This is a genomic window from Pelomonas lactea (assembly GCF_043555885.1).
GTDB lineage: Bacteria > Pseudomonadota > Gammaproteobacteria > Burkholderiales > Burkholderiaceae_C > Pelomonas > Pelomonas lactea.
Window position 1 is genome coordinate 842,085 of the sequence record NZ_JBIGHX010000002.1, and the last position, 26,745, is coordinate 868,829.

Sequence of the window (26,745 nt, forward strand, 5' to 3'; positions counted from 1 at the left end):
CATCGTGTCGGGCACACTTTCCCGGCGCGCCGCCGCGTCTGCAGCACTCAAGGAGACTGAAGCCATGTTCACCGCCATGTTCTCTCGACGCTCCATCGGCCAGCGCCTCGGCGGCGGTCTGTGCCTGGTGCTGCTGTTCGCGCTGGTGAGCTCCGGCCTGGGCTACTGGGGACTGCGCAAGGTCGCCAGCGAGACCGACACGCTCTATCACAGCGCGCTGATCACCGAGCGCGTGGCGGCCGACTGGTACCGCAACGTCTTCAACGGCACGACGCGCACGACGGCCATCGCGGTCAGCGCCGATCCCGGCCTGGCCTCGTTCTTCTCGGCCCAGGCCGCCGAGGCCACGCGCATCTCGACGGAGCTGCAGCAGAAGCTCGACAAGCTGCTCACGCTGCCGCAGGAGCGCGCGCTGTTCGACCGCATCGCCGAGCTGCGCAAGACCTACATCGCCGCCCGCGACACGCTGACGGCCGCCAAGAAAGCCGACGAGGCCGAGCGCGCGAAGGACATCTTTGACAAGCAGTTCCTGCCCGCCTCCAACGCCTACCTGGACGGCATCAGGAACGTGGCCCAGCAGCAGCGCGACCAGCTGGACGCCGCCGTGCAGCGGCTGCAGGCCGCCAACGACCGGGCGCGCATCGGGCTGCTGGTGTTCGCGCTGGTCAGCCTGGCGGCCGGCGGCGTGCTGGCCTGGTGGCTGACGCGCTCCATCACCGGCCCGCTGCACGAGGCCGCCCACGTGGCGGACGCCATCGCCCGCTTCGACCTGACACAACGGATCGACGTGCGCAGCCAGGACGAGACGGGCCGGCTGATGCAGTCGCTGCACAGCATGCAGTCGGCGCTGCTGCGGCTGATCGGCGAGGTGCGCGGCTCCACCGACAGCATCAACACCGCCAGCACGGAGATCGCCACCGGCAACCTGGACCTGAGCCAGCGCACCGAGCAGACCGCCAGCAACCTGCAGAACGCGGCCTCATCGATGGCCGAGCTGACCGGCACCGTCAAGCAGACGGCCGACGCCGCGATGACGGCCAACCAGCTCGCCAGCTCCGCCGCCTCCGTGGCGCAGCGCGGCGGCGAGGCGGTCGCCCAGGTGGTCGCCACCATGGACCAGATCAGCCACAGCTCGCGCAAGATCAACGACATCATCGGCACCATCGACGGCATCGCCTTCCAGACCAACATCCTGGCGCTGAACGCGGCCGTCGAAGCGGCGCGTGCCGGCGAGCAGGGCCGTGGCTTTGCGGTCGTGGCCGGCGAGGTGCGCACGCTGGCCCAGCGCAGCGCCGAGGCGGCCAAGGAGATCAAGAGCCTCATCAGCGCCAGCGTCGAGCGCGTGGACTCCGGCACCCAGCAGGTGCAGGCTGCGGGCGCCACGATGACCGAGATCGTCGCCAGCGTGCAGCGCGTCACCGACATCATTGGCGAGATCAGCGCCGCCGCGCGTGAGCAGAGCGAGGGCATCGGCGTCGTCAACGCCTCCGTCGTGCAGCTGGACCAGATGACGCAGCAGAACGCCGCGCTCGTCGAGCAGTCCGCCGCCGCCGCCGAGAGCCTGCGCGAGCAGTCCAGCCGCCTGGCCGAGGCGATCAGCGTGTTCCGGCTCAGCGGCGCAGCCCATCAACGTGCGGCCGCGCCGGTCAAGGCGTCCACGCCCAGGCCGGTCGCCAAGGCCGCGCCGGCCAAGCCCGCGGCCAGCAGCGTCGCCAAGCCAGCGCCCAAGGCACCGGCTGCCGCCGCGCCCGCGCCCGCGCCGGCGCCCGTCCCCCGCCCCGCTCCGGCGCCGGCCGACGACGGCGACTGGGAAACGTTCTGAGCGGCACGTCCGCGCCTCTGAAAAGCCGGGCCACGCCCGGCTTTGTCATTTGTGAATCCGCGCGCGCCTGTCACTGCGGCGAGCGACAACGGCACGCAACGCCCTGGGAGTCCTGCCAGGGCCGCCTCCGAAGGCCAGCCACGAGAGTATGTCCACCCTGCCGCTACCCGCGCCGGGGCCACGAGCAGTACTCCCTGAACCCACCCCTTCGGAGTCATTTCATGCAAACCACCCCACGTCTCGCGCTGTCCGCCCTCGCGCTGGCCTGCGCCGCCAGCATCGCCCAGGCCCAGGCCCCCACGGCGACCGCAGCCCAGACCGAGGCCCGCGCCGCGCGCGCCACGCTGCTGCGCGCCAACGCCGAAAGCTTCGTGCGCCAGTTCCCCGGCCTCAGCCTGCACGACAAGGACCACAGCTACGAAACCCGCGACGTCATCCAGGACGACGACGGCGTTGCCCATGTGCGCATGGACCGCCGCATCGCCGGCCTGCGCGCCATCGGCGCCGACCTGGTCGTGCAGAGCGACCGCTTCGGCCACTTCGCGACGATGCACCAGACCGCGCAGCGCCTGCCCAAGCTCGACACCAAGCCGGCGCTGGGCGCCGGCCGCGCCGCCGTCCGCGCGCTGGACGCCCACGGCGGCAGCCTGCAGGGCCGGCCGGAGCTGGTCGTCTGGGCCCGCGAGGACCAGCCCCGCCTGGCCTGGGAGGTGCGCGTCAGCGGCGACGCGAGCGACGGCACGCCGTTCGAGAAGCACGTCATCATCGACGCCGCCACCGGCCGGCAGCTGGACGCCTGGGACGACATCCACACCGCCGCCGCCAACGGCACCGGCCGGACGCTGTACAGCGGCAACGTGGCGCTGACGACCAACAGCATCAGCGGCGGCTACGAGCTGCGCGACCCGAGCCGCGGCAACACCTACACGATCAACCTGAAGAACCGCACCAGCGGCGGCAGCATCCTGACCGACGCCGACAACACCTGGGGCAACAACGCCACCAGCGACACCGCCAGCGCCGCCGCCGACGCGCAGTACGGCACCGCCGTGACGTGGGACTACTACAAGGACGTGCACGGCCGCAGCGGCATCGCCAACGATGGCAAGGGCGCCTACAACCGCGTTCACTACGGCCGCAACTACGCCAATGCCTACTGGTCGGACTCGTGCTTCTGCATGACCTACGGCGACGGCAATGGCAGCAGCGTCAAGCCGCTGGTGTCGCTGGACGTGGCGGGCCACGAGATGACCCACGGCGTCACGAGCCGCACGGCCGGGCTGATCTACTCCGGCGAGTCCGGCGGGCTGAACGAGGCCACGTCGGACATCTTCGGCACCATGGTCGAGTTCTACGCCGCCAACGGCAGCGACGCGGGCGACTACCTGATCGGCGAGAAGATCGTCAGCAGCGGCTCGCTGCGCAACATGGTCAAGCCCAGCAGCGACGGTTCCTCGGCGGACTGCTGGTACTCCGGCGTCGGCAACCTGGACGTGCACTACAGCTCGGGCGTGGCCAACCACTTCTTCTTCCTGCTGGCCGAAGGCACCAACAGCAGCTACGGCCGCAGCCCGACCTGCGTGAGCGGCAACACGCGCGTCGCCACCGGCTCGGGCACGCTGACCGGCATCGGCCGCGCCGCGGCGGCCAAGATCTGGTACCGGGCGCTGACGACCAAGATGACGTCCAACACCAACTACGCCGGGGCGCGCACGGCCACCATCGCCGCCGCGCGGGAACTGGCCACGACGCTGGGGGCCGACTACTCGGCCCAGGTGGCTGCGGCGTGGAGCGCGGTGGGCCGCAACTGAGGCCGCGCGCTCAGTCCTTCGGCGGGGCGCCTGCGGGCGCCCCGTTTTGCGTGTAGCCAGCCCTGCGGCCGCGCGCCGGGTACCAGACCTCGCGCTCCACCCAGTGGCGCAGCCGGCCCGCGCGCTCGTCGCGCTGCTCGGCGAGCCAGGCCAGCGCCACGTCGTCGAGCACGTAGACGCCATCGCGCTGCTGGCGCACGCCCTCGGGCCAGCGGCGGCGCAACGACACGGCCGGCATGGGCGAGCCCAGCGCCGTCGCGAGGTCGTCCAGCGCCAGCCAGCGCTGGCGCAGCAGCTCGTCGTCCTCGATGCGGACGCGGTGGCCCTTGAACTGGTAGAAGCGGCCTTCCACCGGGCTGAACGCCAGCCCCCGCAAGGCCCGCCACGTCGTGGCACCCAGCGCCACCAGGTCCGGCGCCAGCGCCTGGCCGAGTGCACGCAGCACGACGAGCATGCCCAGCAGCAGCCCGGCCATGCCGCCCACCCACCGCCACAGCAACCCGGCGATCACGCCGCCTAGGGCCAGCTTGAACAGCACGCTGCGCCACCAGTGGTGGCGCTCATGCGCAGCGGCGTCGAAGCCGAAGGGCTGGCGTGACACGCGGCGGGGTTCAGAAGGTCAGCGTCTTCACGCCGCCAGTGCCACCGAGCAGACAGACCTGCGCCTTGTTGCGCGCGAACACGCCCACCGTGACGACGCCGGGCCACTGGCTGACTTCGGCCTCGAAGGCCAGCGGGTCGGCGATGGACAGGCCCGTCACGTCGAGGATGTGGCCGCCGTTGTCGGTGACGACGCCGGCCCGCACGGTGGCCACGCCGCCCAGCTTGGCGAAGCGGCGAGTCAGCTGCGCCGCGGCCATCGGGATGATCTCGACCGGCAGCGGGAACTTGCCCAGCACGGGCACGAGCTTGGACTCGTCGGCGATGCAGACGAACTTGGTCGCCAGGTCGGCGACGATCTTCTCGCGCGTCAGCGCCGCGCCGCCACCCTTGACCATGAAGCCGTGGCCGTCGATCTCGTCGGCGCCATCGATGTAGACGGTCAAGCCCGTCACCTCGGCGGCATCCAGCACGGGAATGCCTGCTTTCAGCAGCCGCTGCGTGGAGCGCTCCGAGCTGGAAACGGCCCCGGCGACCTTGACGCCGCTGGCGGCCAGCGCGTCGATGAAGCAGTCCACCGTGGAGCCGGTGCCGACGCCGACGATCTGGCCCGGGGTGACGTAGTCGACCGCGGCGCGGCCGACGAGTTGTTTGAGCTGGTCTTGGTTCATGCCGCGATTTTGGCGGATGGGCGGCATCGCCCCCCATCCGCACCGTCGGCTACCGGATGACCACCTTGGCCGTGGCCGAATCGGTCGCCACCTGGCGCTGGCTGTCCCAGGCGGTGAAGCGGTACTCGACGACGTCGCCCTTCTTCAGGCCGCCGGCCGTGTAGCGGCTGGTGCTGCCGTCCTGGCGCATGCGCACGCTCTGCAGCTCACCGCCGTTGACGCTGTAGTGCACGTCCACCCAGCCCGAGGCGGTGGCCGTGAACGCCAGCGTCGTGGCGCCGGTCTGCGCGGCGCTGGATGCACCGGCCACGGCCGGTGCTGCCTTGGCGGCTGCGGCGACCGTCACCTGCTGCGTGGCGCCGGTGCCGGAGTCCCAGACGATGTCGTCGAACGCCATCTGGAACGGCGCGCCCGGGTTGGAACCATCGACGCTGAGGAACTCGAACAGCGAGTTCATGGACTGCAACGCCACCAGCGGGCCGGCGATCTCGGCCACCGGGATGGTGGCGGTGCCCCACTCGCCGTTGCGCACCAGGCCATAGGCCGTGGTGTTGGCGGGGAAGGTCACCCAGCCGTGGTTGGTGTAGTTGTCCAGGATGCCGATCTTGAACGCGACGTTGGCGGGCGCCTTGATCTTGAGCTTGATGTGGCCGTTGCGGAAGCCGCTCATGTCATGCGCCTGGCGCGACGCCACGGCGCCGCCGAACCACTGCCCGGGGGCGAAGTAGTTCAGCGCCAGCACGTTGGCACCCTCGAACGGCGGGATGCTGCCGCCGCTCATGGAGCCGGTGTTCCAGATGTAGAAGTCCGCCGACGTGCCCAGCGCCTGGCCGTTGTTGACCGGCGTGTTGTCGGTGAAGACGCCGAACTTGCCGACCTCCTGCGTGATGCCCACACCCAGCTTCACCTCGCCCTTGCCGTCCAGCTCGTAGACGCGCACGTAGTCCACGTAGGTCACGGCGGGCAGCGGCGCGGTGACCTGCGCAGGCGTGGCGGCCGGCGTGAAGTTGCCGCCCACGGCCATGTTCAGCAGCAGGTAGAACGGCTCCTGCAGCGCCGGCGAGTTCACCGTCGAGATGGGCGCCTTGTACATGTCCAGCTCGCGGCCGTTGTCGACGATCGTGAAGCGGATCTGCGTGTCGGTCCAGTACAGGCGGTACAGCACGAAGCGGTTGGCCAGCGAACGCGTCGGCGTGACCCAGTTCTTGGTCTGCCACGCGGTGGAGGCCGCGCAGCTCTCGTTGCCCGGCACGCAGGCGGCCTCGGCCCAGGTGATGACGTTGGAGCCGACGAACTGGTCCGGCGACACGGCCGGCAGTCCGGCGGGCTGGCGACCGCCCATCTCCATGATGTCGATCTCGCCCTTGCGCGGCCAGGGCTGCAGGCTGGTGCCCAGCATCCACGCGGCCGGCCACAGGCCCACGCCGACCTTGGGCGTGGCCATGCGGATCTCGACCATGCCGTACTTCACCTGCACCTTGCCGGCGGTGTCGACCTTGCCGGACGTGAACTGGTTGCTGCCGACGGTCTCGCGCCGGGCCGTGATGGCCAGCGCGCGCGTGCCGGGCTCGAACGGCACGTTGACGATGCCGAGGTTGTTGGGGCTGTAGGTCTGCAGCTCCTGGTTGCCGTAGCCGCACAGGCCGATCTGGCAACCGTTGCCGTTGCTGGCGGCCCAGACGCTGCTGTCCAGCGTGGCGCCGTTGAACTCGTCGGACCACAGCAGCTTGCCGATGACGGGGGCGGTGACGCTGGCGGACGCGGCCGTGGTGGCGGCCAGCAGCAGGCCGCCGAGGAGGATTCGTTGAAGCTTCATGGCGTTCATCCTTGTTGGCTGGCCTTGCGGCGGGCGGTGGCGGCGAGCAGCAGGCCGCCCACAAACATCAGGCCCCAGGTGGCGGGCTCGGGCACGGCGCTGGTGACGGTGATGCGCGTGGCGGGTGCGCCGGTGAAGTCGGGGGTGACGGTCTGCCAGGCGCCGCCGGCGGTGTAGGCCCAGGCGGCGCTGGGCGTGTCGGTGCCGCTCTGCCATTGGCCGCCGAAGTCGCCATCGGCGCGGGCCACCAGCCAGTAGCTGCCGGCGGCCAGGTTCCAGCCGGTGGGCGACAGCAGGCTGTTGGCGACCGGGTCGGTCAGATGGGTGCTGTAGAGCCAGCTGGCGCCGACCGGCACGCTGCCGCTGCGCGCCTGGATGCCGACCGTGACGCCGCCAAGGCCGTCGATGGACGTCAGGATGGACTGGATGGTGGCGGCGCTGGCGAGGTCGAACGCGACCGCCATGTGCTGGTCGGCATTCAGCATCGACGCGTTGCCGAACGGGTCTTCACCGACGGGATAGGTGTCGACGACGACGGTGCCGGCCGCAGCAGCGTGGGCGGCGAGGCCGGCGAACAGCAGCGCGGCGCAGGTCTTGGAAAGCAGATGGGTCATGGGGTGTCTCCTCGGTGTTCAGGCGCGGCGGCGGCGGGCGATGGCGCCGACGACGCCGAGGCCGGCGATCAGCAATGCGTAGGTTTCGGGCTCGGGCACGGGAGCGGTGGTCAGGTTGAACTGCACGTCGTCGAGGTAGACGGCGTTCACGCGCCCGCCGACCTGTGCGCCGGCCGCGCTCGTCAGCTCGAAGAACAACGATGTGGCGCCCGCAGGCACGGCCGCGGCAGACAGAAATGTGTGCTGCGTCCAGCCTGCGCTGACGCTGAAATGCTGGGCGACCGCGGTCACCGGCCCTCCAGCCGCGCCCATGTAGCGCAGCGTGAGGTAGAGATCCCCATTGGCCCCGACATCCCCCTTGGCCCAGAAGCTCAGCGTCGGTGTGTCGCCCACGTTGGCCGCCCCCAGCGGCGCAAGGCCGCCATGCCCCACCGAGTCCTGGAAGAGCACGGAGGCGCCATCGCCCTTGGGCACGGTCAGCAGCGCCGAGTGGCTGCCGCTGTGCGCGTCACTGGACCACTGGACCGGATTGCCGGTCGGCGCCGTCATCCAGCCGGCGGCGAGCCAGTTGCCGTCCGGAGGCGGCGCTTCAAAGCCGCCATTGGCGATGCCGTTGGTCGTCGCCGCGCCTGCAGCGCCGGCGAGCAGGAAGGAAGCAAGGGCCGCCTGGGCCTTCAAAGTCAGCATGTCGTCTCCTGGGTTCTACGTTGGGGATGCATCCCGAACGAGGCGGCGACGTACAGCTGCCGGGCGCCCGTCCGCACAAACTGAAAGCGCTTTCTGAAAGCGCTTTCAATGGCGACGGCGACCATAGGCCCGCGGCTGGCGGGCTGTCAATGCGGTGAGCCCTGAGCCGACGTGCGAACGCCCGGTTCAGGGGACAGGGTCAGCCCGGATAGAACCGGCCGTGGAAGCCGTAGGGCACGGCGTACGGCAGCCAGGCGCGGGCCAGCGGGCCGTCGGCCAGGCGCTGCGCGTCGAACACGCTGAGGAAGCTGCGGCGGCGGCGCACGTCGTAGCCCATGCCGACGAGCCAGCCCTCCCCTTCCTTCGTGCTGCCGGGCTTGGGCACCAGCACATGCTCCTCGACGACGACGTCATCGCCGAAGCTGAAGCGCTCGCGCGCGCCGCCGTCGATGTCCAGCCGCATCAGCCCGTTGAAGCCCCAGCGCGCGCCGGTGTCCACGGCGGTGGGGTACCAGACGAAGCGGTGCCGCTGCGCGACGACGCGCGGGTCCACGACCGGGAACTCGACCGCCTCGCTGCGCGCCGCCACGTTCAAGCGGCCGGTCTGCAGGTTGATCTCCAGCACGCGCGGCGTGGACACGTCCCGCGTCGTGCGCTCGCCGCGCATGATCTGCTCCGCCCCCGCGTTGAACTCCGGCAGCGGCACGCCCTGCACATAGTCCAAGCGCAGCAGCCGGCCGTCGTCCCAGGCGTTGCCGAAGTGGAAGACATGGCAGGCCGGCATCTCGAAGACGCGGCGCTTCGTGAAGTCGGCCTTGTCGACGACCAGCACGCGCGTCGGGTCGTTGGCGCCCCAGCGCATCGCCTCCAGCATGGACTGCCCGGCGCGCACGGCGGCCCAGTCCATCGTGACGGGTGCGAGCAGGAACACCAGGTGGCGCTGCGACACGGCGAAGTCATGCAGCATCGCCGGCGCGGCCACGTCCAGCATCGCGTGCCGGCGCACGTGGCCGTCGGCGGCAATCTCGTAGACCACCAACCGGCCGTTCGCCGTGCCGAAGTTCCACACCGTGCCGTCCGGCTCCACCTTGGGGTGGGCCGAGAACGGCATGCCGCGCAGTTCGGGCGACCACACCTTCACGCCGCGCGTGGCCAGCGAGGCCGGGTCCAGCTCGTAGGCGCTGCCGCCTTCCCACAGCGCGTACAGCGCATCGCCCTGCAGCAGCACACTGGTGTTGGCCGCGTTGACGCTGTCGGGCCCGCGCACCGGGCGCTCGGCGGGGATGGCGGTGCCGAAGGCCGGCAGCAGGAAGCGGCCGGCTTCCTGCTCGGCGCGGAACTTCTCAGTCTGCACGAAGCGCGCGCGGTGGCTGGCGCGGCCGTGCTGCAGCGTCCACGACTGCAGCAGCCCGTCGCCGTCGAACCAGTGCCGGTAGCGCTGGCCAGCGCGCTGCATCAGGCCGGGGCCGTTGCGGAAGTAGCGCCCGCTCAGGCCGGCGGGCAGGCGGCCTTCGATGGCGACATCGGTGGCGTCCAGCCCGTCGCCGTCCAGGCCGCGCAGCGGCGCAAGCTCCGGCGCGGCGGCCGCGAACGCATCGGCCGGCAGGCCGAGCGCCAACACCTCGGGGCTGAGGCCGCCGGCCAGCAGCGCGGCGAGCAGGGAACGGCGCGTCGTGCTCATGACCGGCCCCTCAGTTCAGGCGGATCTTGACCGGCGCGCCGGCCACCGGCGTCAGCACCGCCTGCTCGAATTTGGGCGGGCCGAAGTTGCCGGCGGCGTTGTTGGAAAAGCCGTAGGGCTCGGTCGGGATGCCCAAGGCGTTCATGTCCAGCCGGCCGTTGGCATTGACGTCGTGCACGACGCTGAGTGCCAGCGGTCCGTCGGGCAGGCCCTTCAGCACGACGGTCAGCTTGCCGTTGACCGGCGCATCTGCGGGAAAGCGCCGCCCGCTGGCGGGCTTGGTCAGCCAGGTGCCGGCCTCGGTGAACACGCCCACCAGCAGCGTCGAGCCGGCAGCGCGGCCGGCGTCCACGCCCTCCACTTCCAGCGTGATGTCCGCCGCGTGGCTGCACAGCGGCAGCAGCGCGGACAGGGCGGCGGTGGCCAGGGTCCATTTCTTCATCGCGATCTCCAGGTTCAGCGGTTGGGATGGGCTGAATGATGGAAACCGCGCCGCCGCGGCGCGAGCGCGCTGCGACGGGTGGCGAATCGCGGGCGCCAACGGCGCCCAGGCGGTGTCAGCCGCGGCGCGTGCGCACGGCCGCAGCCAGCTCGCGCAGCAGCGGCTCGGTCTGGGCCCAGCCCAGGCAGGCGTCGGTGATGGACACGCCGGGCTTCAGGTCGGCCCGGGTCTGGCCGTCGGCCAGGTCTTGCCGGCCCGGCTGCAGGTGGCTCTCGATCATGACGCCGGTGATGCGTGCATCACCGCCGGCGATCTGCCCCGCCACGTCCCGGCCCACGTCCACCTGGCGCTCGTACTTCTTGCTGGAGTTGGCGTGCGAGAAGTCGATCATGACCTGCTCGCGCAGGCCCGAGGCCTTCAGCGCCTCGCAGGCCGCATTGACCGACGCTGCGTCGTAGTTGGGCGCCTTGCCGCCGCGCAGGATGACGTGGCAGTCCTCGTTGCCGCGCGTCTCGAAGATGGCGGCCGTGCCCATCTTGGTCATGCCCATGAAAGCGTGGGCACTGCTGGCAGCCAGCACGGCGTCGCTGGCGACCTTGATACCGCCATCGGTGCCGTTTTTGAAGCCCACCGGGCAGCTCAGGCCCGACGCCAGCTGGCGGTGGCTCTGGCTCTCGGTGGTGCGCGCGCCGATGGCGCCCCAGGCGATGAGGTCGGAGATGTACTGCGGCGACAGCAGGTCCAGGAACTCGGTGCCGGCCGGCAGGCCGAGCTCGGCCACGTCCAGCAGCAGTTGGCGCGCCAGGCGCAGGCCCTCGTTCATGTGGAAGCTGCCATCCAGGCGCGGATCGTTGATGTAGCCCTTCCAGCCCACCGTCGTGCGCGGCTTCTCGAAGTAGACGCGCATGACGATGAGCAGGTCCTGGCTCAGCTCGTCGCGGGCCACCTTCAGTAGCCGCGCGTAGTCCATCGCCTGGTCGTGGTCGTGGATGGAGCACGGGCCCACGATGACCAGCAGCCGGTCGTCGCGGCCGTGCAGCACGTCGCTGATCTCCTGGCGGGCACGCTCCACCAGCTCCAGCGTCGCGTCGGGGATGGGCAGCTCTTCCAGCAGCAGCGCCGGGCTGATCAGCGCGCGCACGGCGCCGATGCGGGTGTCGTCGGTGCGCGTCGTGTCGCGCGTGGCATCGCGGGAACCGCGTTCATCTTCAAAAGGCCGGCGGTCGTGCGCAGGGTCGTCCAGGGGTTTCATGGGGCGGGCTCCAGGGAAGCCCGTGATTGTCACCGCTTGGCCGCCGCGAAGCACACGGCCAGCGCCGAGAGCCCAAAGCCGGCCAGCGCCAGCGGTGCCAACCGCTCGCCCAGCAGCACGAAGCCCAGCAGCGCCGACACACCGGGAATCAGGAAGAACAGCCGCGCCACCTGCCCGGCCTGGCCGCGCCGGATCATGAAGAACATCAGGCTGAAGGCGCCGATGGAGTTCACCAGGCCCAGCCACAGCCAGGCGCCGACGAGCTCGGGCGCCCAGTCGACGGCAAAGCCCTCCGCCGGCCCGGCGACGGCCGCCACGGCCAGCGTCGACACCGCCATCTGGATGCCGGCGCCGCTGCGCAGGTCCATGTGGGCGCAGAAGCGCTTCTGGTACAGCGTGCCGGCCACCAGGCCCAGCAGGCCCAGGCCCGCGACGGCATAGGCCGGCCAGGCGCCGTCCAGCGGCTTGTCGGCGATGACCAGCGCCACGCCGCCCAGCCCGCCGGCCAGGCCCAGCAGCTGCCAGCGGCTGACGCGCTCGGCCAGCCACAGGTGCGCGCCCAGTGCCGTCGCCAGCGGCATCAGCCCGATCAGCAACCCGGCCACGCCGGCGCTCAGCCCCCACTGCAGCGCGAAGTAGATGCAGGAGAAATGCAGCACCTGCATCAGCAGGCCGACGACCGCCAGGTGGCCCCAGCCCCGCGCGCGACTGGGCCACGGCGCGCCGGTGGCCGCAGCGACGGTCAGCAGCACGACCGCCGCGAGCCCGAAGCGCAGCGTCAGCAGCGTCAGCGGCCCCGTGTGCGGCAGCGCCAGCCTGCCGGCCACGTAGCCGCTGCTCCACAGCAGGATGAACAGCAGCGGCAGGCTGGACGCGGCGATGGCAGCCGGCAGCTGATCCCACCGGCTGGGCCGGAAGGATTGCGCCAGGCAGGGTGACAAGGTGGTGGACATGACGGCTCCTGGGACAGACAGGCCTGGACTCTAGAAACGACGCCTCCGAGACACAATCCAGCGAAAAATCGATTCAGAGTTTCCAAACGGAGCACAGTCACGATGGGCCGCCTCGAAGACCTGCAAGCCTTTGCCCGCGTCGTCGACGCGCGCGGTTTCTCCGGCGCCGCGCGGCTGCTGGGCACCACCAAGTCCGCCGTCAGCAAGCAGGTGGTGCGGCTGGAGGACCAGCTCGGCACCCGGCTGCTGCACCGCACGACCCGCAGCGTCAGCCCCACGGCCGAGGGCCGCGCCGTCTACGAGCGCGCGCTGCGGCTGCTGGACGACGCGCTGGCGCTGGAAACGGAGCTGGCCGGCCGCCGCGCCGAGCCGCGCGGCGTGCTGCGACTGTCGGTGTCCACGGCGTTCGGGAACCTGCAGTTCACGGCGCTGATGACCGAGTTCTGCGCGCGCTACCCGCAGATCGACGTCGTGCTGGGGCTGAACGACCGCTACGTCGACCTGGCCGAGGAAGGCTTCGACGTCGTGCTGCGGCTGACGCGCCAGCCGTCCGACGGGCTGGTCGCGCGGCGGCTGGCGGCCATCCGCTTCGTGCTGTGCGCGGCGCCGGCCTACCTCGCCGCCCACGGCGAGCCGCAGTCGGTGGACGACATCGCCCGCCACCGCTGCCTGCGCTTCGGCTACCTGCAGTCGCCCGACCGCTGGCGCTTCCGCCATGCCGACCTGGGCGAGGCGGACGTGGAGACCCGCGGCGCGCTGCGCTTCGAGAGCGGACTGACGGCCAACAGCAGCGAGAGCCTGCGCGTGGCCGCACTGGCCGGCATGGGCCTGGCCGTGCTGCCCACCTACGCCATCGGCGCCGACCTGCGCGCCGGCCGGCTGCAGGCCGTGCTGCCCGGCTGGCAGCCCGTCGGCGGCCTGGCCGATGCGGACATGCTGTACGCCGTCTACCTGCCCAACCGTCATCAGGCGCCCAAGGTGCGGGCGCTGATCGACTTCATGCTTGAGAAGATGGGCGACGTGCCACCGTGGGATCGCCCCGACGAGGCGCCCTGAGACAATCACGGGCTATGTCGCTGATCCCCTACGCCCTCGCCCGCCCCTTCCTGTTCGGCCTGGATGCCGAACACGCGCACGAACTGACGCTGAACAGCATCGCCCGGCTGCAGAACACGCCCGCGCAGGCACTGTGGTGCGGCGAGCGCGTCAGCGACCCGGTGACGCTGGCCGGCCTGCGCTTCCCGAACCGCATCGGCCTGGCCGCCGGCCTGGACAAGAACGGCCGTTGCATCGACGGCCTGGGTGCGATGGGCTTCGGCTTCATCGAGGTGGGCACCGTCACGCCCAAGGGCCAGCCCGGCAACGACAAGCCGCGCATGTTCCGCCTGCCCGAGGCGAACGCGCTGATCAACCGCCTGGGCTTCAACAACGAAGGCCTGGCCAGTTTCATCGCCAACGTGAAGCGCGCGCACAGCTTCCGCAAAGCGGGCGGCATCCTGGGCCTGAACATCGGCAAGAACGCCGCAACGCCGATCGAGAACGCGGCCGACGACTACCTGCTCGGCCTGGAAGGCGTGTTCCCCCACGCCGACTACATCGCCGTCAACATCTCCAGCCCCAACACCAAGAACCTGCGCGCGCTGCAGAGCGACGAAGCACTGGACGCGCTGCTGGGCGCGCTGCAGGAACGCAAGCTCAAGCTGCAGGGCCAGAGCGGCCGCCCGGTGCCGATGTTCGTGAAGATCGCGCCCGACCTGGAGGAGGACCAGGTCGCCGTCATCGCGCAGACGCTGAAGGCCAACGGCATCGACGGTGTCATCGCGACGAACACCACCATCGCCCGTGACAAGGTGCAGGGCCTGGCCCACGCGAACGAAACGGGCGGCCTGTCGGGTGCGCCCGTGTTCGAGGCCAGCAACCGCGTCATCCGCCTGCTGCGCGCCGCGCTGCCGGCGGGCTACCCCATCATCGGCGTCGGCGGCGTGCTCAGCGGCGACGACGCGCGCGCCAAGATTGCCGCCGGCGCCGACCTCGTGCAGGTCTACACCGGCCTGATCTACAAGGGCCCGGCGCTGGTCAGCGACTGCGCTCGCGCACTGGCCCGGCGTTGAAGGCACACACCATGCGCGTCGCCGCCCTCGCCCTCAGTACCCTGCTGCTGGCCGGCTGCGCCACCGCGCCGCAGCTGCAGGCGGGCATCAGCCGCAGCGAGGACGTGCTGGCGGCCTACGGCCAGCCACGGCGGATCTGGCCCGAGGCCGACGGCGGCCGCACGCTGGAATATTCCAGCCAGCCCATGGGCCGGCACTGCCTCATGGTGAGGCTGGGCGCCGACGGCCGAGTCGTCAGCCTCGAAGACGGGCTGTCGGCCGCCAGCCGCGCCCGCATCGAGCCGGGCATGACGCCCGAGCAGGTCAGCCGCATCCTCGGCACGGAGCGCAGCCGCGTGTTCTTCCGCCTCAGCGGCGAGGACGTGTGGGACTGGACCGTCGAGCCGGACCAGATCGGCTACGGCCTGCGCTTCAACGTCCACTTCAAGGACGGTCGGGTCGTGCGCACCAGCCAGAGCATGGTCTTCCCGAACCGCCGTTTTCCCGGCCTGGACGACTGACGCCGCAATAAAAACGCCCCGGTGCTTGCAGCACCGGGGCGATCAGAGAGACGTTCACTCGCGGGGTCCAGAGACCCCGCAGACCCGCCAGGATCAGTCGTTGCGACGACGGCGCGAAGCCACGAAGCCGACGATACCCAGGCCAGCGCCCAGCAGGGCGTAGGTTTCGGGTTCCGGCACGGCGGCAACGGCCGTGGAGGTCAGCGTGAAGCTGCCGGGCTTGGCGCTGCCGACCAGGTAGTAGTAGCTGCCGGTGCCCAGGGTGAAGGAATCGGAGTTGCTGTACGTCTTGCCACCAACGCCCCAGCTCCAGACCAGCGTGTCGTCGGACTTGTACAGGCCCACCGAGCCAACGACGCCGGACGCTGCGAAGGTCGCGGTGATGTCGAAAGCGCCGGTCAGGTCGAAGTCATACGCCTTGAAACCAGTGAATCCGGTTTCAACCGCAGTTTCGAACGAGTCGTGTGCGCCACCAAAGGTGTCCACGAGGGTAGCGGCTTGTGCGCCCGTCACGCCCATTGCCACCAGGGAGGCGGCGGCCAGCATTTTCAGTTTCATCAAAAGCTCCTTGATTGAGCGGTCAAGGGAAAACAACCGCCTGGAAATCATTGTGCACTGCAACCAAGAACTGAGAACTAGTGCACGGTCCCAAGCCCTAGGGGGAGACCCCCTCAAATGAGTACCCAGTTGTAAATAGTGGGAACCCTTGGTCATTTCGGCACCGCTTTGACACGATTTCACCAACCTGGTGCAAAGATTTCCCGATTCAGGGGTCTGGTTCAGGCAACAGTCAGTCGCAGAACTTTCTGAAGCCCCTCCACTGGTCGGCCTTTGCGGGCACGCTTGGCAGCGTAAGACGCCAGCCCCTGGTTCTTCAACACCTCTTCGCGGGGTTTGCCGCCCCGGCCGCTGCCTTCCACGCGCAGCTGCTGCGTGAAGCAGGCCAGCGACAGCACGGTGTCCTTGCCTTCCAGGTCCATCAGCGTCAAGCCCTTGCCGCCCTTGGGCTGGTGCTTGAGCTCGTCCAGCGGGAAGGTCAGCAGCCGGCCCTGGGCGCTCAGCACGCCCAGTTGCACCGCGACAGCGTCGCCCGGCACGGTGGCCAGCAGCGGGGCCTCGCCCTCATCCAGCGCCAGGAAGGTCTTGCCGGCCTTCTGGCGGCCGACGAGGTCGCCGATCTGGGCGATCAGGCCGTAGCCGGTCGAGCCGGCAAAGACCAGGCGCTGCGTCGGCGCGCCCGCAATGTAGTGCGCGATCTGCGTGCCGCTTTCCAGCTCGATCATCGTCGTGATGGGCTGGCCGTCACCGCGGCCGCCGGGCAGCGTTGCGACGGACACGGAATAGACGCGCCCATTGCTGCCCACGACGATGAGCGGATCGACGCTGCGGCAGCGGAACGCGCCCCACAGGCCGTCACCGGCCTTGAAGGTCTGCGCGGCGATATCGACCTCGTGCCCCTTGAGCGCCCGCACCCAGCCCTTCTGGCTGACGATGACGGTGACGGGCTCGTCGACAATCTTCACCTCGGCAACAACGCGCTTTTCGGCCTGGATCAGCGTGCGGCGGTCGTCCCCGTACTGCTTGGCGTCGGCCTCGATTTCCTTGATGACCGTGCGGCGCAGCGCGGCCGCCGAGCCGAGGATGTCTTCCAGCTTGGCGCGCTCGTCGCGCAGCTTGGCCAGGTCCTGCTCGATCTTGATGGCTTCCAGCCGCGCCAGTTGGCGCAGCCGGATTTCGAGGATGTCCTCGGCCTGGCGGTCGCTGAGGTTGAAGCGGGCGATCAGCGCTTCCTTGGGCTCGTCCGACTCGCGGATGATGCGGATCACCTCGTCGATGTTCAGCAGCACCAGTTGCCGGCCTTCGAGCACGTGGATGCGCTCGTTGACCTTGGCCAGGCGGTGCTCGGTGCGGCGGCGCACCGTCGTCTGGCGGAAGCCCACCCATTCGGTCAGCACCTGGCGCAGGCTCTTCTGCGTTGGCCGGCCGTCGTCGCCGATCATGGTCAGGTTGACCGGCGCGCTGCTTTCCAGGCTGGTGTGGGCCAGCAGTGCGTTGACGAGATCCTGCTGCTCAACCGTGCGGCTCTTGGGCTCGAAGACGATGCGCACCGGCGCATCCTTGCTGGATTCGTCGCGAACGCCATCCAGAACGGCCAGCAAGCTGGCCTTGAGTTGCAGCTGATCGGGCGTCAGCGTCTTCTTGCCGGCCTTGACCTTGGGGTTGGACAGCTCTTCGATCTCTTCCAGCACCTTCTGCGCGCTGGTGCCATGCGGCAGCTCGGTGACGACCAGCTGCCACTGGCCGCGCGCCAGGTCCTCGATCTTCCAGCGCGCGCGCACCTTGAGGCTGCCGCGGCCGGACGTGTAGGCCGCGCGGATTTCCTCCGGCGCGCTGATGAGCTGGCCGCCGCCGGGGAAGTCCGGGCCGGGGATCAGCTCGAACAGCGCGTCGTCGGACAGCTGATCGTCCTTCAGCAGCGCCACGGCGGCCGCGGCCACCTCGCGCAGGTTGTGGCTGGGAATCTCCGTCGCCAGGCCGACCGCGATGCCGCTGGCACCGTTCAGCAGCGCGAATGGCAGGCGCGCCGGCAGCTCGACGGGCTCTTGCGTCGTGCCGTCGTAGTTGGGGCGGAAGTCCACGGTGCCTTCGTCGATCTCGTCCAGCACCAGCCGGGCGATGGGCGCGAGGCGCGCTTCCGTGTACCGCATCGCGGCCGCGCCGTCGCCGTCACGGCTGCCGAAGTTGCCGTGGCCGTCGATCAGCGGGTAGCGCAGCGAGAAGTCCTGCGCCATGCGCACCAGCGCGTCGTAGACCGACTGGTCGCCATGCGGGTGGAAGCTGCCCAGCACGTCGCCGACGACCTTGGCGCCCTTGACGGGCTTGGCACCGGAGTTGCCGCTCCAGCCCAGGCCCAGCCGGTGCATGGAATACAGGATGCGGCGCTGCACGGGCTTCTGGCCGTCGGCATAGGACGGCAGCGCGCGGCCCTTGACGACGCTGAGCGCGTACTCGAGATAGGCCTGCTGCGCGTAGGCGGCCAGCGTCAGCGCGTTGGTGTCGTCGCCGCCGTGGCTGCCCCCGTCGTTGGGGGCGTTGAAATCGATCGTGGTCTGGGAACTCATGGATGCATGGCTAAACGCTGCGCGCGAGCCGGCTGGCTCTGCTGCAGCAAGGCCCAGTACAGCTCGAGGACGAGATGCACATGGGCCTGGGTTTCGTCAATGTCGGGCACGCGGTTGCCGGCGCGGCGCACGGCGCCCTCGCCGGCATTCCAGGCGGCCAGCGCGGCGTCGATGCGGCCGAAGCGGCGCATCAGGTCGGCCAGCATGCGCGCACCAGTGTGGATGTTGATGCGCGGCTCGATGAGCCGGGCGGCGTCGGCAGGCGTCGCGTAGCGGCTGGCCGTCTCGGGGGTGATCTGCATCAGGCCGGTGGCGCCTCGCGGCGACACCGCGTTGCGCTGGTAACCGGACTCGACGGCAATGATGGCCTTCAACAGGTCCGCGTCGACGCCATGCTTCTCGGCCGCCTCGCGCACCCAGGGCTGCACGGCCTTGACCTCGGGCGCGATGTCCAGCCAGCTCAGCAGCGCCAGGCCCGCGTCGGTCTTGCCCGGCACCCGCTGCATGCCGACGTTGCCGAGCACGGGCGTGAAGCGCGCATCCAGCTTGCGCGACGCGAAATGGGCCACGCCACTGGCGTCGACAAAGCCCCAGAGCTCCGCACGCGCGGGCAGCGCGAGGGTGAGCAGGAGCCACATCAGCCAGCGCATCACGCCCCCTCCAGCCCCAGCGCCACACGCGCCTGGTACTCGCGATCCAGCAGCGACATGACGATCAGCGAGTCGTAGCCATCGGCGCCCTCGGCGGTGACGCGCACGCTCTCGCGCAGCCGACCTTCCTCGACAAAGCCTTCGCTGCGATACAGCTCGAAGGCGCGCGTGTTCAGCGCCTTCACGTCCAGCCAGAAGCGATGCGCCTTGAGCTGCGTGAACGCCATCGCCTTGAGCTGGCGCACGGCCGCCCGCCCCAGGCCGCGACCCTTGGATTGCAGCACCAGGCGCTTGAGCTCAACGGAACCATTGGGGTTGCGGCAGCCCTGCAGGATGACGAAGCCGAGGCGCTCCAGTTCGTCGCCCTCTTCAAGAATGAAATGGCGTGAGTCCGGGAAACGGATCGCCCCCTCGTGCTGCGTGCGCTCCCACGGCGTGATGAACGGCAGGTTGGCACCGTCGCGCTCGACCGAGACCACCCAGTCGAGGTCCGACAGCATCGTGGGGCGCAGGCGCAGGCTCATGCAGCAGGGGTCAGATGTCGACTTCCACGGCGTCGCCGTGCAGTTCCATCAATTCACGGCGCGAGGCGGCTTCGCCCTTGCCCATCAACTTGTTGAAGGCGTCCACCGTGGCGGCGAAATCGAACTGGCCGTACTCGACACGCGACAGGCGGCGGGTGTCCGGGTTCAGCGTCGTGTCCCACAGCTGCTCGGCGTTCATCTCGCCCAGGCCCTTGAAGCGGCTGATGCTCCACGAGCCCTCGCGGGCGCCTTCCTTGCGCAGCTTGTCCAGCGTCGCGGTCAGCTCGCCATCGTCCAGCGCGTAGAGCTTGGCCGCCGGCTTCTTGCCACGAGCCGGCGCATCCACGCGGTACAGCGGCGGACGGGCGACGAACACATGGCCGGCCTCGACCAGCTTGGGGAAGTGGCGGAAGAAGAGCGTGAGCAGCAGCACCTGGATGTGCGAGCCGTCGACGTCGGCGTCGGAGAGGATGCAGACCTTGCCGTAGCGCAGGCCGGACAGATCCGGCGTGTCGTTGGGGCCGTGGGGGTCCACGCCCAGCGCCACCGAGATGTCGTGGATCTCGTTGTTCTTGAACAGCAGGTCGCGCTCCACCTCCCAGGCATTGAGCACCTTGCCGCGCAGCGGCAGGATGGCCTGCGTCTCCTTGTCGCGGCCCATCTTGGCGCTGCCGCCGGCGGAGTCGCCCTCGACGAGGAACACCTCGTTGAGCGTCAGGTCGCGGCTTTCACAGTCGGTCAGCTTGCCGGGCAGCACGGCCACGCCGGAGCCCTTGCGCTTCTCGACCTTCTGGCCGGCGCGCTGGCGCGTCTGCGCCTGCTTGATGACCAGCTCGGCCAGCTTCTTGCCGTGCTCCACATGCTGGTTCAGCCACAGCTCCAGCGCCGGTTTCACATAGGCCGACACCAGGCGCAGCGCGTCGCGCGAGTTCAGCCGCTCCTTGGTCTGGCCCTGGAACTGCGGGTCCAGCACCTTGGCGGACAGCACGAAGCTGGCGCGGGAGAACACGTCGTCCGGCATCAGCTTCACGCCCTTGGGCAGCAGCGAATGCATCTCGATGAAGCCCTTGACGGCGCCGAACAGGCCGTCCTTCAGCCCGGACTCGTGCGTGCCGCCGGCCACCGTCGGGATCAGGTTCACGTAGCTCTCGCGCAGCGGCGCGCCGTCTTCCGTGAACGCCACGCACCAGGACGCGCCCTCGCCTTCGGCGAAGTTCTCGCTCTCGCCGGCGGTGGCGAAGCCCTCGCCCTCGAACAGCGGGATCAGCGGGTCGCTGTTCATCGCCTGGGCCAGGTAGTCGCGCAGGCCGGCCTTGTACTGCCAGGTCGTGACCTCGCCGGTCTTCTCGATCTTCAGCGTGACGATGACACCCGGCATCAGCACGGCCTTGGACCGCAGCAGGTGCACCAGCTCATGCCGCGGCAGCTCGGCGCTCTCGAAATACTTCGGGTCGGGCCAGACGCGCACCGTCGTGCCCTGCTTGCGGTCGCCACTGACCGCCGGACGGGCCACGACCGGCTGCACGACGTCGCCATGCTCGAACGCGATGCCGGCGACCTGCTTGTCGCGCCACACGGCCACTTCCAGCCGCTTGGCCAGCGCATTCGTCACGGACACGCCCACCCCGTGCAGACCGCCGGAGAAGCTGTAGGCGCCGCCCGAGCCCTTGTCGAACTTGCCGCCGGCATGCAGCCGCGTGTAGACGATCTCGATGACCGGCACACCCTCTTCCGGGTGCAGGCCGAACGGAATGCCGCGGCCGTCGTCGGCGACCGACACGGAGCCGTCCACATGCAGCGTCAGGTCGATGCGCTTGCCGTGGCCGGCCAGCGCCTCGTCGGCGGCGTTGTCGATGACTTCCTGGATGCAATGCAGCGGGTTGTCGGTGCGGGTGTACATGCCCGGCCGCTGCTTGACGGGCTCCAGGCCCTTCAGAACACGGATGGAGGCCTCGCCGTAGGCGGCGGAAGCGTTGGCGGAAGTGGACGGGGGACGGCTGGACATAGGGGCGGGATTCTATGAAGTGGCTCGGGCTAGGATTCGCGGCTCCCTGAAGACCGAACTCCACCGAGTCCTGCCGCTTGAGATTCCTGATCGCTTTGCTGCTGGCGACCTGTAGTTTTTCACAGGCCCAGACACTGCCCCCTCCGCAACAGCCCTACCAGGCCAGCGCGCCGCTGTCCTGGGAGTTGAAGAACGCCCGCTGGTTCGACGGCCAGAAGATCCAGAAGGGCAACCTCTACGTCGAGAACGGCGTCTTCGTCGCCAGGAAGCCGCCCAAGGTCAACCGCAAGATGGACATGCGCGGCCAGGTGCTGATCAACCCGCTGGCCGAGGCGCACAACCACAACCTGCAGACGGCCTGGGGCTGGGGGCAGTTTGCCGACAAGTACATCGACGAAGGCGTGTTTTACGCCGCCATGCTGTGCGGCGACCCGGCCAGCGTGGCCGACGTGAAACCGCTGGCCGCCTCGCCCGCCGCACCGGACGTCAGCTTCGTCACCGCCTGCATCACGTCCAGCGACGGCTACCCGCTGGCCGCGGTGCTGCCCGAACCCACCGCCGAAGCCGCCGCGGCGCAGAAACAGATCGTCCTCGTCGACAGCCCCGAGCAGGCCCGCCAGCAATGGCCGGCCATCAAGGCACGCGGCGGCCAGTGGCTGCGCCTGGTGCTGGCCCACAGCGAGCGCCCTGAGCTGCGCCAGATGACCGAGCACTTCGGCCGCCTGGGCCTGACGCCCGACACGGCCAGCGCGCTGACCCGGCTGGCCCACGCCGACGGCCGCCGCGTCGTCGCCCACGTCGAGACGGCCGCTGACTTCGACGCCGCGCTGGCCGCCGGTGTCGACGCCATCGCCCACCTCCCCGGCTACGCCAACATGCTGGACGAGACGCCCGAGCACTTCGCCCTGACCGACGCCGCCGCGGCGCGCGCCGCACGCCAGCGCACCGCCGTCATCACGACGACGGCCGCCACGGCGCTCTTCAAGCTCGACGGCGCGCCGCTGGCCGCGTTGCGCGACGTGCAGCGCGCCAATCTGGCGAAGCTGCAGGCCGCCGGCGTTCAACTGCTGGTGGGGTCGGACGTCTTCATTGGCACCGCCCGCGCCGAACTGCACGCGCTGGACGAACTCGGCATCGACCGCAGCGCGCTGCTCCGCCTGGCCACCATCGACACACCCCGCGCCCTCTTCCCCGGCCGCAAGCTGGGCTGTTTCGAGCCCGGCTGCGAGGCCAGCTTCCTCGTATTGGGCGGCGACCCCATCGCCGACCTGGCCCAGGTCGACATGCCGATGCTGCGTGTCAAGCAGGGTCGGCTGCTGACCCGGCTGGCCGACGTCGCCGCATCCAGCTCCCAGGCCAGCGCGTCCACGGCCGATGCGCCGAAGAAGGCGGCCACGAAGAAAAAGGGGGGCAAGGCCAAGGCCACCGCGAAGTCCCAGGCCAAGTCGCAAACCAAGGCAGCCAGCAAGGCCAAGCGCCGCTGATTACAGTGCCCGGATGAACACCGCCCGCCCCGCCGCTCCTGGCCTGTCCGTCAACCAGGTGCTGCTGTGCGGCGCCCTCATCGTCACCTTGTCGATGGGCATACGCCACGGCTTCGGCTTCTGGCTGCAGCCCATCATCACGGAGCGGGGCTGGACGCGCGAAACCTTCTCTTTCGCACTGGCCGTGCAGAACATCGCGTGGGGCGCCGCCGGCCCCATCGCCGGCATGCTTGCCGACCGCTTCGGCGCCTGGAAGGTGCTGATCCTCGGGGGCATCGCCTACGCACTGGGCCTGCTGGCCATGGCGCTGGCCAGCCACCCGCTGAGCTTCACGCTGGGCGCCGGCGTGCTGATCGGCATCGCACAGTCGGGCTCCACCTATGCCGTCATCTACGGCGTGCTGGGCCGTACCGTGTCGCCCGAGAAGCGCTCCTGGGCCTTCGGCGTCGCCGCGGCGGCCGGCTCGTTCGGCCAGTTCGTCATGATCCCCATCGAGACCTGGCTCATCAGCCACCTCGGCTGGCAGACGGCGCTGTTCCTGCTGGCCGGCACAGCGCTGCTCATCGTGCCGCTCGCGCTGGGCATCCGCGAACGCCAGGCCGTGGGCGGCGCCACGGGCCACCAGAGCATCAGCCAGGCGCTGAAGGAGGCCTTCGGCTACCGCAGCTTCCAACTGCTGATGCTGGGCTATTTCGTCTGCGGCTTCCAGGTCGTCTTCATTGGCGTGCACCTGCCCAGCTACCTGAAGGACCACGGCCTCGGCATCGGGGTGTCCACCGGCGCGCTGATGCTGATCGGCCTGTTCAACATCTTCGGCACCTACACCGCCGGCATGCTGGGCCAGCGCCTGCCCAAGCGCTACCTGCTGTCGGCCATCTACGGCCTGCGCGCGGTGGCCATCACCATCTTCATCTCCGTGCCGCTGACGCCAATCAGCGTCTACGTCTTCGCCGCCGTCATCGGTTTCCTGTGGCTGTCCACCGTGCCGCCGACGAACGCCGTCGTCGCGCAGATCTTCGGCGCGCAGCACCTGTCCATGCTGGGCGGCTTCGTGTTCTTCAGCCACCAGATCGGCAGCTTCCTGGGCGTCTGGCTGGGCGGCAAGCTCTATGACGCCACCGGCAGCTACGACGTCGTCTGGTGGCTGGCCATCGCTTTAGGCGTGATGGCCATGCTCGCCAACCTGCCGGTGCGCGAAACCGCCATCCCGCGCGGCGTGCAACCCGCATGAAGCCGCGCCGCTGGATCATCCCTGCGCTGGTGGCGGCGGCGCTGGCCGCGACGGTGCTGGCCTACCGCCACCCGGCGGTCATGATCCAGCTCAGCGAGCAGATCTGGGCCTGCTTCGGATGACGCCGTCCGCCTGGCTGCAGCGCTTCGCCCCGACGCCACCCGGCACGGCACTGGACGTCGCCTGCGGCACCGGCCGCAACCTACGCTGGCTGGCTCAGGCCGGCTGGCAGGTCACGGGCGTCGACCGCGACGCGGCCGCCACGGCGCCACTGCAAAGCCTTGCAAAGATCGTCGATGCCGACATCGAGAACGGCCCCTGGCCCTTCGATGGCCAGCAGTTCGACCTGGTCGTCGTCTGCAACTACCTGTGGCGGCCGCTGTTCGACAGGATCAAGTCCGCCGTCAAGCCCGGCGGCTGCCTCATCTGGGAAACCTTTGCCGACGGCCAGCAGACCATTGGCCGGCCAGCGCGGCCCGACTTCCTGCTGCAGCGCGGCGAGTTGCTGCGCGTCTGCCACGACTGGCGCATCGTGGCTTACGAAGACCTGTTCGAGGGCACGGTCAACCCGCGCTTCGTCCAGCGCGTTGCGGCCGTCCGGCCATCGCCGGCAGCCTAAAATCGCCCGAATTCCTCAAGACACTTCCACCATGAAGCCCATCCTCGGCAGCATCGTCGCCCTCGTCACGCCCATGAACGAGGACGGCAGCATCGACTACCCCGCCCTGCGCCGCCTGATCGACTGGCATGTCGAGTCCGGCACCGCCTGCGTCGGCGTCGTCGGCACCACCGGCGAGTCCCCCACCGTCAGCATGGAGGAGAACCGCGAAATCATCCGTGTCGCGGTCGAGCACGCCAAGGGCCGCATCCCCGTCCTGGCCGGCACCGGCGCCAACTCCACGGCCGAGGCCATCGAGCTGAGCCGCTATGCCAAGGAGGTCGGCGCGGACTGCACGCTGTCCGTCGTGCCTTACTACAACAAGCCCTCGCAGGAAGGCATCTACCAGCACTTCAAGGCGATTGCCGAGGCCGTGGACATCCCCATGATGCTCTACAACGTGCCCGGCCGCACCGTCGCGGACATGCTGCCCGAGACCACGCTGCGCTGCGCCGAACTGCCCGGCGTGTTCGGCACCAAGGAAGCCACCGGCAACATCGAGCGCGCCGCCTTCCTCATCAAGCACGCGCCCGAGGGCTTCCACATCTACTCCGGCGATGACGGTACCGCCGTGGCGCTGATGCTGCTGGGCGGCCACGGCAACGTCAGCGTGACGGCCAACGTCGCGCCTGCCCAGATGGCCGAGATGTGCCGGCTGGCCCTCGCCGGCAATGCCGTCGAGGCCCGCAAGATCCACCTCCAGCTGCTCGGTCTGCACAAGCAGCTGTTCTGCGAGCCCAGCCCCGGCCCGGCCAAGTGGGCCCTGTCCCGTCTGGGTCGCTGCGGCGGCGCGCTGCGCCTGCCCATCACGCCGCTGACGCCGGCCGGCCAGGCCGCCGTCGGTCAGGCAATGGTCGAGGCAGGTCTGCTCTAATGCGCGGCTGCGCCAGCGCGGTCTGGCGCCTTTGTTCCCCGGAGATTTCCAGCGTGATGTCTGTTCCCTCGCTTCGCCCCTCGGCGACCCGTCTGGCCTGCACGGCCCTCGTCCTGTCGCTCGCGGGCTGCAGCACCTTTGACAGCGTGTTCTCGTCGGACAAGGTCGACTACCGCACCCAGGCCAAGCAGACCGGCGGCCTGGACGTTCCGCCGGACCTGACCCAGCTCGCCAAGGACAACCGCGCCCAGGTGCAGGGCGGCTCCATCACCGCTTCTGCACTGACGGCCTCGCGCCCGGCCGCCGGCGCGGCGGGTTCGTCCCTCGCAGCCAACAGCGTGGCGCCCAACAGCGCCGGCGACGTGCGCCTGGAACGTAGCGGCACCGAGCGCTGGCTGCACACGTCGGCCACGCCGGAGCAGGTCTGGCCGCAGCTGCGTGCGTTCTGGAAGGATGTCGGCCTCGAGCTCGTCAAGGAACAGCCCGAAATCGGCATCATGGAGACCAACTGGGCCGAGAACCGTGCCAAGCTGCCGCAGGACTTCATCCGCACCACCATCGGCAAGGTCCTCGACGGCCTCTATTCCACCGGCGAACGCGACATGTACCGCGTGCGCGTGGAACGCGGCGCCAACGGCACCGACATCTTCATCGCCCACCGCGGCATGCAGGAGGTCTACACGACCACCGGCCGCGACGCCACCTCCTGGCAACCGCGCCCCAGCGATGCGACGCTGGAAGCCGAGATGCTGTCGCGCCTGATGCTCAAGCTGGGCGGCCAGGAAACTGTCGCCAAGGCCATCGTCGCCGAGACGCCCGCAACGCCGACGGCCAAACCGTCGCCGCTGGCCCTGGGTGGCGATACCGCCCGCCCGCGCCGCCCGCTGTCCGAGGTCCCTGACAGCCTGACCGTCAACGACGGGTTTGACCGCGCCTGGCGCCGCGTGGGCCTGTCACTGGACCGCCATGGCTTCACGATCGAAGACCGCGACCGTGCAGCCGGCCTGTTCTACCTGCGCTACGCCGACCCCGAGAAGGCTGGCCAGGACGAGCCCAACTTCTTCCAGCGCTTGTTCGGCGCCAAGTCGCTCACGCCGACGCGTTACCGGGTGTCGGTCAAGGCCGACGGCGTGAAGAGCGCCGTGCGCATCCTGGACGAACGCGGCCAGGCCATCGCCGACGACAACGCCAAGCGCATCCTGTCGCTGCTGATGGACGACCTCAAGTAAGAAGCCTC

Annotated in this window: 24 protein-coding genes and 1 pseudogene; 11 read left to right on the top strand and 14 right to left on the bottom strand. The window is 69.8% G+C overall.

All coding sequences use genetic code 11. From position 1 onward, the window contains the following. The first annotated feature begins 64 nt into the window (after positions 1-64). Together ACG04Q_RS08065 and ACG04Q_RS08070 are read left to right on the top strand one after the other, a co-directional pair. Positions 65-1,822 (top strand): methyl-accepting chemotaxis protein, encoded by a 1,758-nt coding sequence (locus ACG04Q_RS08065; protein ID WP_394510372.1) that lies wholly within the window; start codon positions 65-67, stop codon positions 1,820-1,822. A gap of 221 nt (positions 1,823-2,043) precedes the next feature. Then, positions 2,044-3,633 carry a M4 family metallopeptidase gene (locus ACG04Q_RS08070; protein ID WP_394510373.1) on the top strand — a complete coding sequence of 530 codons (1,590 nt, stop codon included), beginning with the start codon at positions 2,044-2,046 and terminating at the stop codon, positions 3,631-3,633. A 10-nt stretch (positions 3,634-3,643) separates the two neighbouring features. Here ACG04Q_RS08070 and ACG04Q_RS08075 read toward each other — a convergent pair whose 3' ends face one another. From ACG04Q_RS08075 to ACG04Q_RS08115, 9 genes are all read right to left on the bottom strand, one after another. After that, positions 3,644-4,234 (bottom strand): hypothetical protein, encoded by a 591-nt coding sequence (locus tag ACG04Q_RS08075; RefSeq protein WP_394510374.1) that lies wholly within the window; start codon positions 4,232-4,234, stop codon positions 3,644-3,646. Positions 4,235-4,244: 10 nt separating this feature from the next. Continuing rightward, positions 4,245-4,904, bottom strand: coding sequence for a ribose-5-phosphate isomerase RpiA (rpiA, locus tag ACG04Q_RS08080; RefSeq protein ID WP_394510375.1), 660 nt, complete (start codon positions 4,902-4,904; stop codon positions 4,245-4,247). Between the two features lie 49 nt (positions 4,905-4,953). Next, complete coding sequence (locus tag ACG04Q_RS08085) at positions 4,954-6,720, bottom strand: glycoside hydrolase family 16 protein (protein ID WP_394510376.1); 1,767 nt, start codon at positions 6,718-6,720, stop codon at positions 4,954-4,956. A 5-nt stretch (positions 6,721-6,725) separates the two neighbouring features. Then, entirely contained in the window at positions 6,726-7,334 is a 609-nt protein-coding gene (locus tag ACG04Q_RS08090) for a PEP-CTERM sorting domain-containing protein (protein ID WP_394510377.1), read from the bottom strand. Between the two features lie 18 nt (positions 7,335-7,352). Next, positions 7,353-8,021, bottom strand: coding sequence for a PEP-CTERM sorting domain-containing protein (locus tag ACG04Q_RS08095; protein ID WP_394510378.1), 669 nt, complete (start codon positions 8,019-8,021; stop codon positions 7,353-7,355). 199 nt (positions 8,022-8,220) lie between these two features. Further along, entirely contained in the window at positions 8,221-9,702 is a 1,482-nt protein-coding gene (locus ACG04Q_RS08100) for a carotenoid oxygenase family protein (protein WP_394510379.1), read from the bottom strand. A gap of 10 nt (positions 9,703-9,712) precedes the next feature. Further along, positions 9,713-10,144: a DUF2141 domain-containing protein gene (locus tag ACG04Q_RS08105; RefSeq protein WP_394510380.1), complete on the bottom strand. Its 432-nt coding sequence runs from the start codon at positions 10,142-10,144 to the stop codon at positions 9,713-9,715. Between the two features lie 115 nt (positions 10,145-10,259). After that, positions 10,260-11,396 carry a 3-deoxy-7-phosphoheptulonate synthase gene (locus ACG04Q_RS08110; RefSeq protein WP_394510381.1) on the bottom strand — a complete coding sequence of 379 codons (1,137 nt, stop codon included), beginning with the start codon at positions 11,394-11,396 and terminating at the stop codon, positions 10,260-10,262. Positions 11,397-11,425: 29 nt separating this feature from the next. After that, a complete protein-coding gene (locus tag ACG04Q_RS08115) occupies positions 11,426-12,349 on the bottom strand; it encodes a DMT family transporter (protein ID WP_394510382.1) in 924 nt (307 codons plus the stop codon). A 102-nt stretch (positions 12,350-12,451) separates the two neighbouring features. Here ACG04Q_RS08115 and ACG04Q_RS08120 point away from each other — a divergent pair, with 102 nt between their 5' ends. Genes ACG04Q_RS08120 through ACG04Q_RS08130 form a run of 3 tightly spaced genes read left to right on the top strand, consistent with a single transcriptional unit; the run spans position 12,452 to position 14,960 of the window. Further along, complete coding sequence (locus tag ACG04Q_RS08120; protein WP_394510383.1) at positions 12,452-13,405, top strand: LysR family transcriptional regulator; 954 nt, start codon at positions 12,452-12,454, stop codon at positions 13,403-13,405. Between the two features lie 14 nt (positions 13,406-13,419). Beyond that, on the top strand, positions 13,420-14,460 hold the full coding sequence (locus ACG04Q_RS08125) for a quinone-dependent dihydroorotate dehydrogenase (RefSeq protein ID WP_394510384.1): 1,041 nt from the start codon (positions 13,420-13,422) through the stop codon (positions 14,458-14,460). A gap of 11 nt (positions 14,461-14,471) precedes the next feature. Beyond that, positions 14,472-14,960 (top strand): outer membrane protein assembly factor BamE, encoded by a 489-nt coding sequence (locus ACG04Q_RS08130; RefSeq protein ID WP_394510385.1) that lies wholly within the window; start codon positions 14,472-14,474, stop codon positions 14,958-14,960. Between the two features lie 93 nt (positions 14,961-15,053). On the opposite strand, the pseudogene ACG04Q_RS08135 reads toward ACG04Q_RS08130, so the two are convergent. From ACG04Q_RS08135 to ACG04Q_RS08155, 5 genes and pseudogenes are all read right to left on the bottom strand, one after another. Next, positions 15,054-15,149 (bottom strand): annotated as a pseudogene (locus tag ACG04Q_RS08135) (PEP-CTERM sorting domain-containing protein); the annotation flags it as partial. 590 nt (positions 15,150-15,739) lie between these two features. Next, positions 15,740-18,082: a DNA topoisomerase IV subunit A gene (gene parC, locus ACG04Q_RS08140; protein WP_394510386.1), complete on the bottom strand. Its 2,343-nt coding sequence runs from the start codon at positions 18,080-18,082 to the stop codon at positions 15,740-15,742. Continuing rightward, positions 18,079-18,732, bottom strand: a complete 654-nt coding sequence (locus ACG04Q_RS08145) for a lytic transglycosylase domain-containing protein (protein ID WP_394510387.1) — start codon at positions 18,730-18,732, stop codon at positions 18,079-18,081. Before ACG04Q_RS08145 ends, parC begins: the two co-directional genes overlap by 4 nt. Further along, entirely contained in the window at positions 18,732-19,256 is a 525-nt protein-coding gene (locus tag ACG04Q_RS08150; RefSeq protein ID WP_394510388.1) for a GNAT family N-acetyltransferase, read from the bottom strand. The genes ACG04Q_RS08145 and ACG04Q_RS08150 overlap by 1 nt, the downstream gene beginning before the upstream one ends. 10 nt (positions 19,257-19,266) lie before the next feature. Beyond that, complete coding sequence (locus tag ACG04Q_RS08155; protein ID WP_394510389.1) at positions 19,267-21,261, bottom strand: DNA topoisomerase IV subunit B; 1,995 nt, start codon at positions 21,259-21,261, stop codon at positions 19,267-19,269. A 77-nt stretch (positions 21,262-21,338) separates the two neighbouring features. On the opposite strand from ACG04Q_RS08155, the gene ACG04Q_RS08160 reads away from it, so the two are divergent. Genes ACG04Q_RS08160 through bamC form a run of 6 tightly spaced genes read left to right on the top strand, consistent with a single transcriptional unit; the run spans position 21,339 to position 26,737 of the window. Beyond that, positions 21,339-22,745, top strand: a complete 1,407-nt coding sequence (locus tag ACG04Q_RS08160; RefSeq protein WP_394510390.1) for an amidohydrolase family protein — start codon at positions 21,339-21,341, stop codon at positions 22,743-22,745. A gap of 13 nt (positions 22,746-22,758) precedes the next feature. Further along, positions 22,759-23,976 carry an MFS transporter gene (locus ACG04Q_RS08165; RefSeq protein ID WP_394510391.1) on the top strand — a complete coding sequence of 406 codons (1,218 nt, stop codon included), beginning with the start codon at positions 22,759-22,761 and terminating at the stop codon, positions 23,974-23,976. Continuing rightward, complete coding sequence (locus ACG04Q_RS08170; protein ID WP_394510392.1) at positions 23,973-24,098, top strand: hypothetical protein; 126 nt, start codon at positions 23,973-23,975, stop codon at positions 24,096-24,098. The genes ACG04Q_RS08165 and ACG04Q_RS08170 overlap by 4 nt, the downstream gene beginning before the upstream one ends. Then, positions 24,095-24,595: a class I SAM-dependent methyltransferase gene (locus tag ACG04Q_RS08175; RefSeq protein ID WP_394510393.1), complete on the top strand. Its 501-nt coding sequence runs from the start codon at positions 24,095-24,097 to the stop codon at positions 24,593-24,595. Before ACG04Q_RS08170 ends, ACG04Q_RS08175 begins: the two co-directional genes overlap by 4 nt. 31 nt (positions 24,596-24,626) lie before the next feature. Next, the gene (gene dapA, locus ACG04Q_RS08180; protein ID WP_394510394.1) at positions 24,627-25,508 is read left to right on the top strand and encodes a 4-hydroxy-tetrahydrodipicolinate synthase; all 882 of its coding nucleotides are present in this window, start codon (positions 24,627-24,629) and stop codon (positions 25,506-25,508) included. Between the two features lie 56 nt (positions 25,509-25,564). After that, on the top strand, positions 25,565-26,737 hold the full coding sequence (gene bamC, locus ACG04Q_RS08185) for an outer membrane protein assembly factor BamC (RefSeq protein WP_394510395.1): 1,173 nt from the start codon (positions 25,565-25,567) through the stop codon (positions 26,735-26,737). Positions 26,738-26,745 lie beyond the last annotated feature (8 nt).

What these genes read in the sequence shown, in the direction of transcription:
- ACG04Q_RS08070 (WP_394510373.1), top strand. Translation starts at nt 2,044, where the DNA reads ATGCAAACCACCCCACGTCTCGCGCTGTCCGCCCTCGCGCTGGCCTGC.
- ACG04Q_RS08130 (WP_394510385.1), top strand. Translation starts at nt 14,472, where the DNA reads ATGCGCGTCGCCGCCCTCGCCCTCAGTACCCTGCTGCTGGCCGGCTGC.
- bamC (WP_394510395.1), top strand. Translation starts at nt 25,565, where the DNA reads ATGTCTGTTCCCTCGCTTCGCCCCTCGGCGACCCGTCTGGCCTGCACG.
- ACG04Q_RS08105 (WP_394510380.1), bottom strand. Translation starts at nt 10,144, where the DNA reads ATGAAGAAATGGACCCTGGCCACCGCCGCCCTGTCCGCGCTGCTGCCG.
- parC (WP_394510386.1), bottom strand. Translation starts at nt 18,082, where the DNA reads ATGAGTTCCCAGACCACGATCGATTTCAACGCCCCCAACGACGGGGGC.
- ACG04Q_RS08110 (WP_394510381.1), bottom strand. Translation starts at nt 11,396, where the DNA reads ATGAAACCCCTGGACGACCCTGCGCACGACCGCCGGCCTTTTGAAGAT.
- ACG04Q_RS08145 (WP_394510387.1), bottom strand. Translation starts at nt 18,732, where the DNA reads ATGCGCTGGCTGATGTGGCTCCTGCTCACCCTCGCGCTGCCCGCGCGT.
- ACG04Q_RS08115 (WP_394510382.1), bottom strand. Translation starts at nt 12,349, where the DNA reads ATGTCCACCACCTTGTCACCCTGCCTGGCGCAATCCTTCCGGCCCAGC.
- ACG04Q_RS08085 (WP_394510376.1), bottom strand. Translation starts at nt 6,720, where the DNA reads ATGAAGCTTCAACGAATCCTCCTCGGCGGCCTGCTGCTGGCCGCCACC.
- ACG04Q_RS08095 (WP_394510378.1), bottom strand. Translation starts at nt 8,021, where the DNA reads ATGCTGACTTTGAAGGCCCAGGCGGCCCTTGCTTCCTTCCTGCTCGCC.
- ACG04Q_RS08125 (WP_394510384.1), top strand. Translation starts at nt 13,420, where the DNA reads ATGTCGCTGATCCCCTACGCCCTCGCCCGCCCCTTCCTGTTCGGCCTG.
- ACG04Q_RS08090 (WP_394510377.1), bottom strand. Translation starts at nt 7,334, where the DNA reads ATGACCCATCTGCTTTCCAAGACCTGCGCCGCGCTGCTGTTCGCCGGC.
- ACG04Q_RS08155 (WP_394510389.1), bottom strand. Translation starts at nt 21,261, where the DNA reads ATGTCCAGCCGTCCCCCGTCCACTTCCGCCAACGCTTCCGCCGCCTAC.
- ACG04Q_RS08150 (WP_394510388.1), bottom strand. Translation starts at nt 19,256, where the DNA reads ATGAGCCTGCGCCTGCGCCCCACGATGCTGTCGGACCTCGACTGGGTG.
- rpiA (WP_394510375.1), bottom strand. Translation starts at nt 4,904, where the DNA reads ATGAACCAAGACCAGCTCAAACAACTCGTCGGCCGCGCCGCGGTCGAC.
- dapA (WP_394510394.1), top strand. Translation starts at nt 24,627, where the DNA reads ATGAAGCCCATCCTCGGCAGCATCGTCGCCCTCGTCACGCCCATGAAC.
- ACG04Q_RS08100 (WP_394510379.1), bottom strand. Translation starts at nt 9,702, where the DNA reads ATGAGCACGACGCGCCGTTCCCTGCTCGCCGCGCTGCTGGCCGGCGGC.
- ACG04Q_RS08170 (WP_394510392.1), top strand. Translation starts at nt 23,973, where the DNA reads ATGAAGCCGCGCCGCTGGATCATCCCTGCGCTGGTGGCGGCGGCGCTG.
- ACG04Q_RS08175 (WP_394510393.1), top strand. Translation starts at nt 24,095, where the DNA reads ATGACGCCGTCCGCCTGGCTGCAGCGCTTCGCCCCGACGCCACCCGGC.
- ACG04Q_RS08120 (WP_394510383.1), top strand. Translation starts at nt 12,452, where the DNA reads ATGGGCCGCCTCGAAGACCTGCAAGCCTTTGCCCGCGTCGTCGACGCG.
- ACG04Q_RS08165 (WP_394510391.1), top strand. Translation starts at nt 22,759, where the DNA reads ATGAACACCGCCCGCCCCGCCGCTCCTGGCCTGTCCGTCAACCAGGTG.
- ACG04Q_RS08065 (WP_394510372.1), top strand. Translation starts at nt 65, where the DNA reads ATGTTCACCGCCATGTTCTCTCGACGCTCCATCGGCCAGCGCCTCGGC.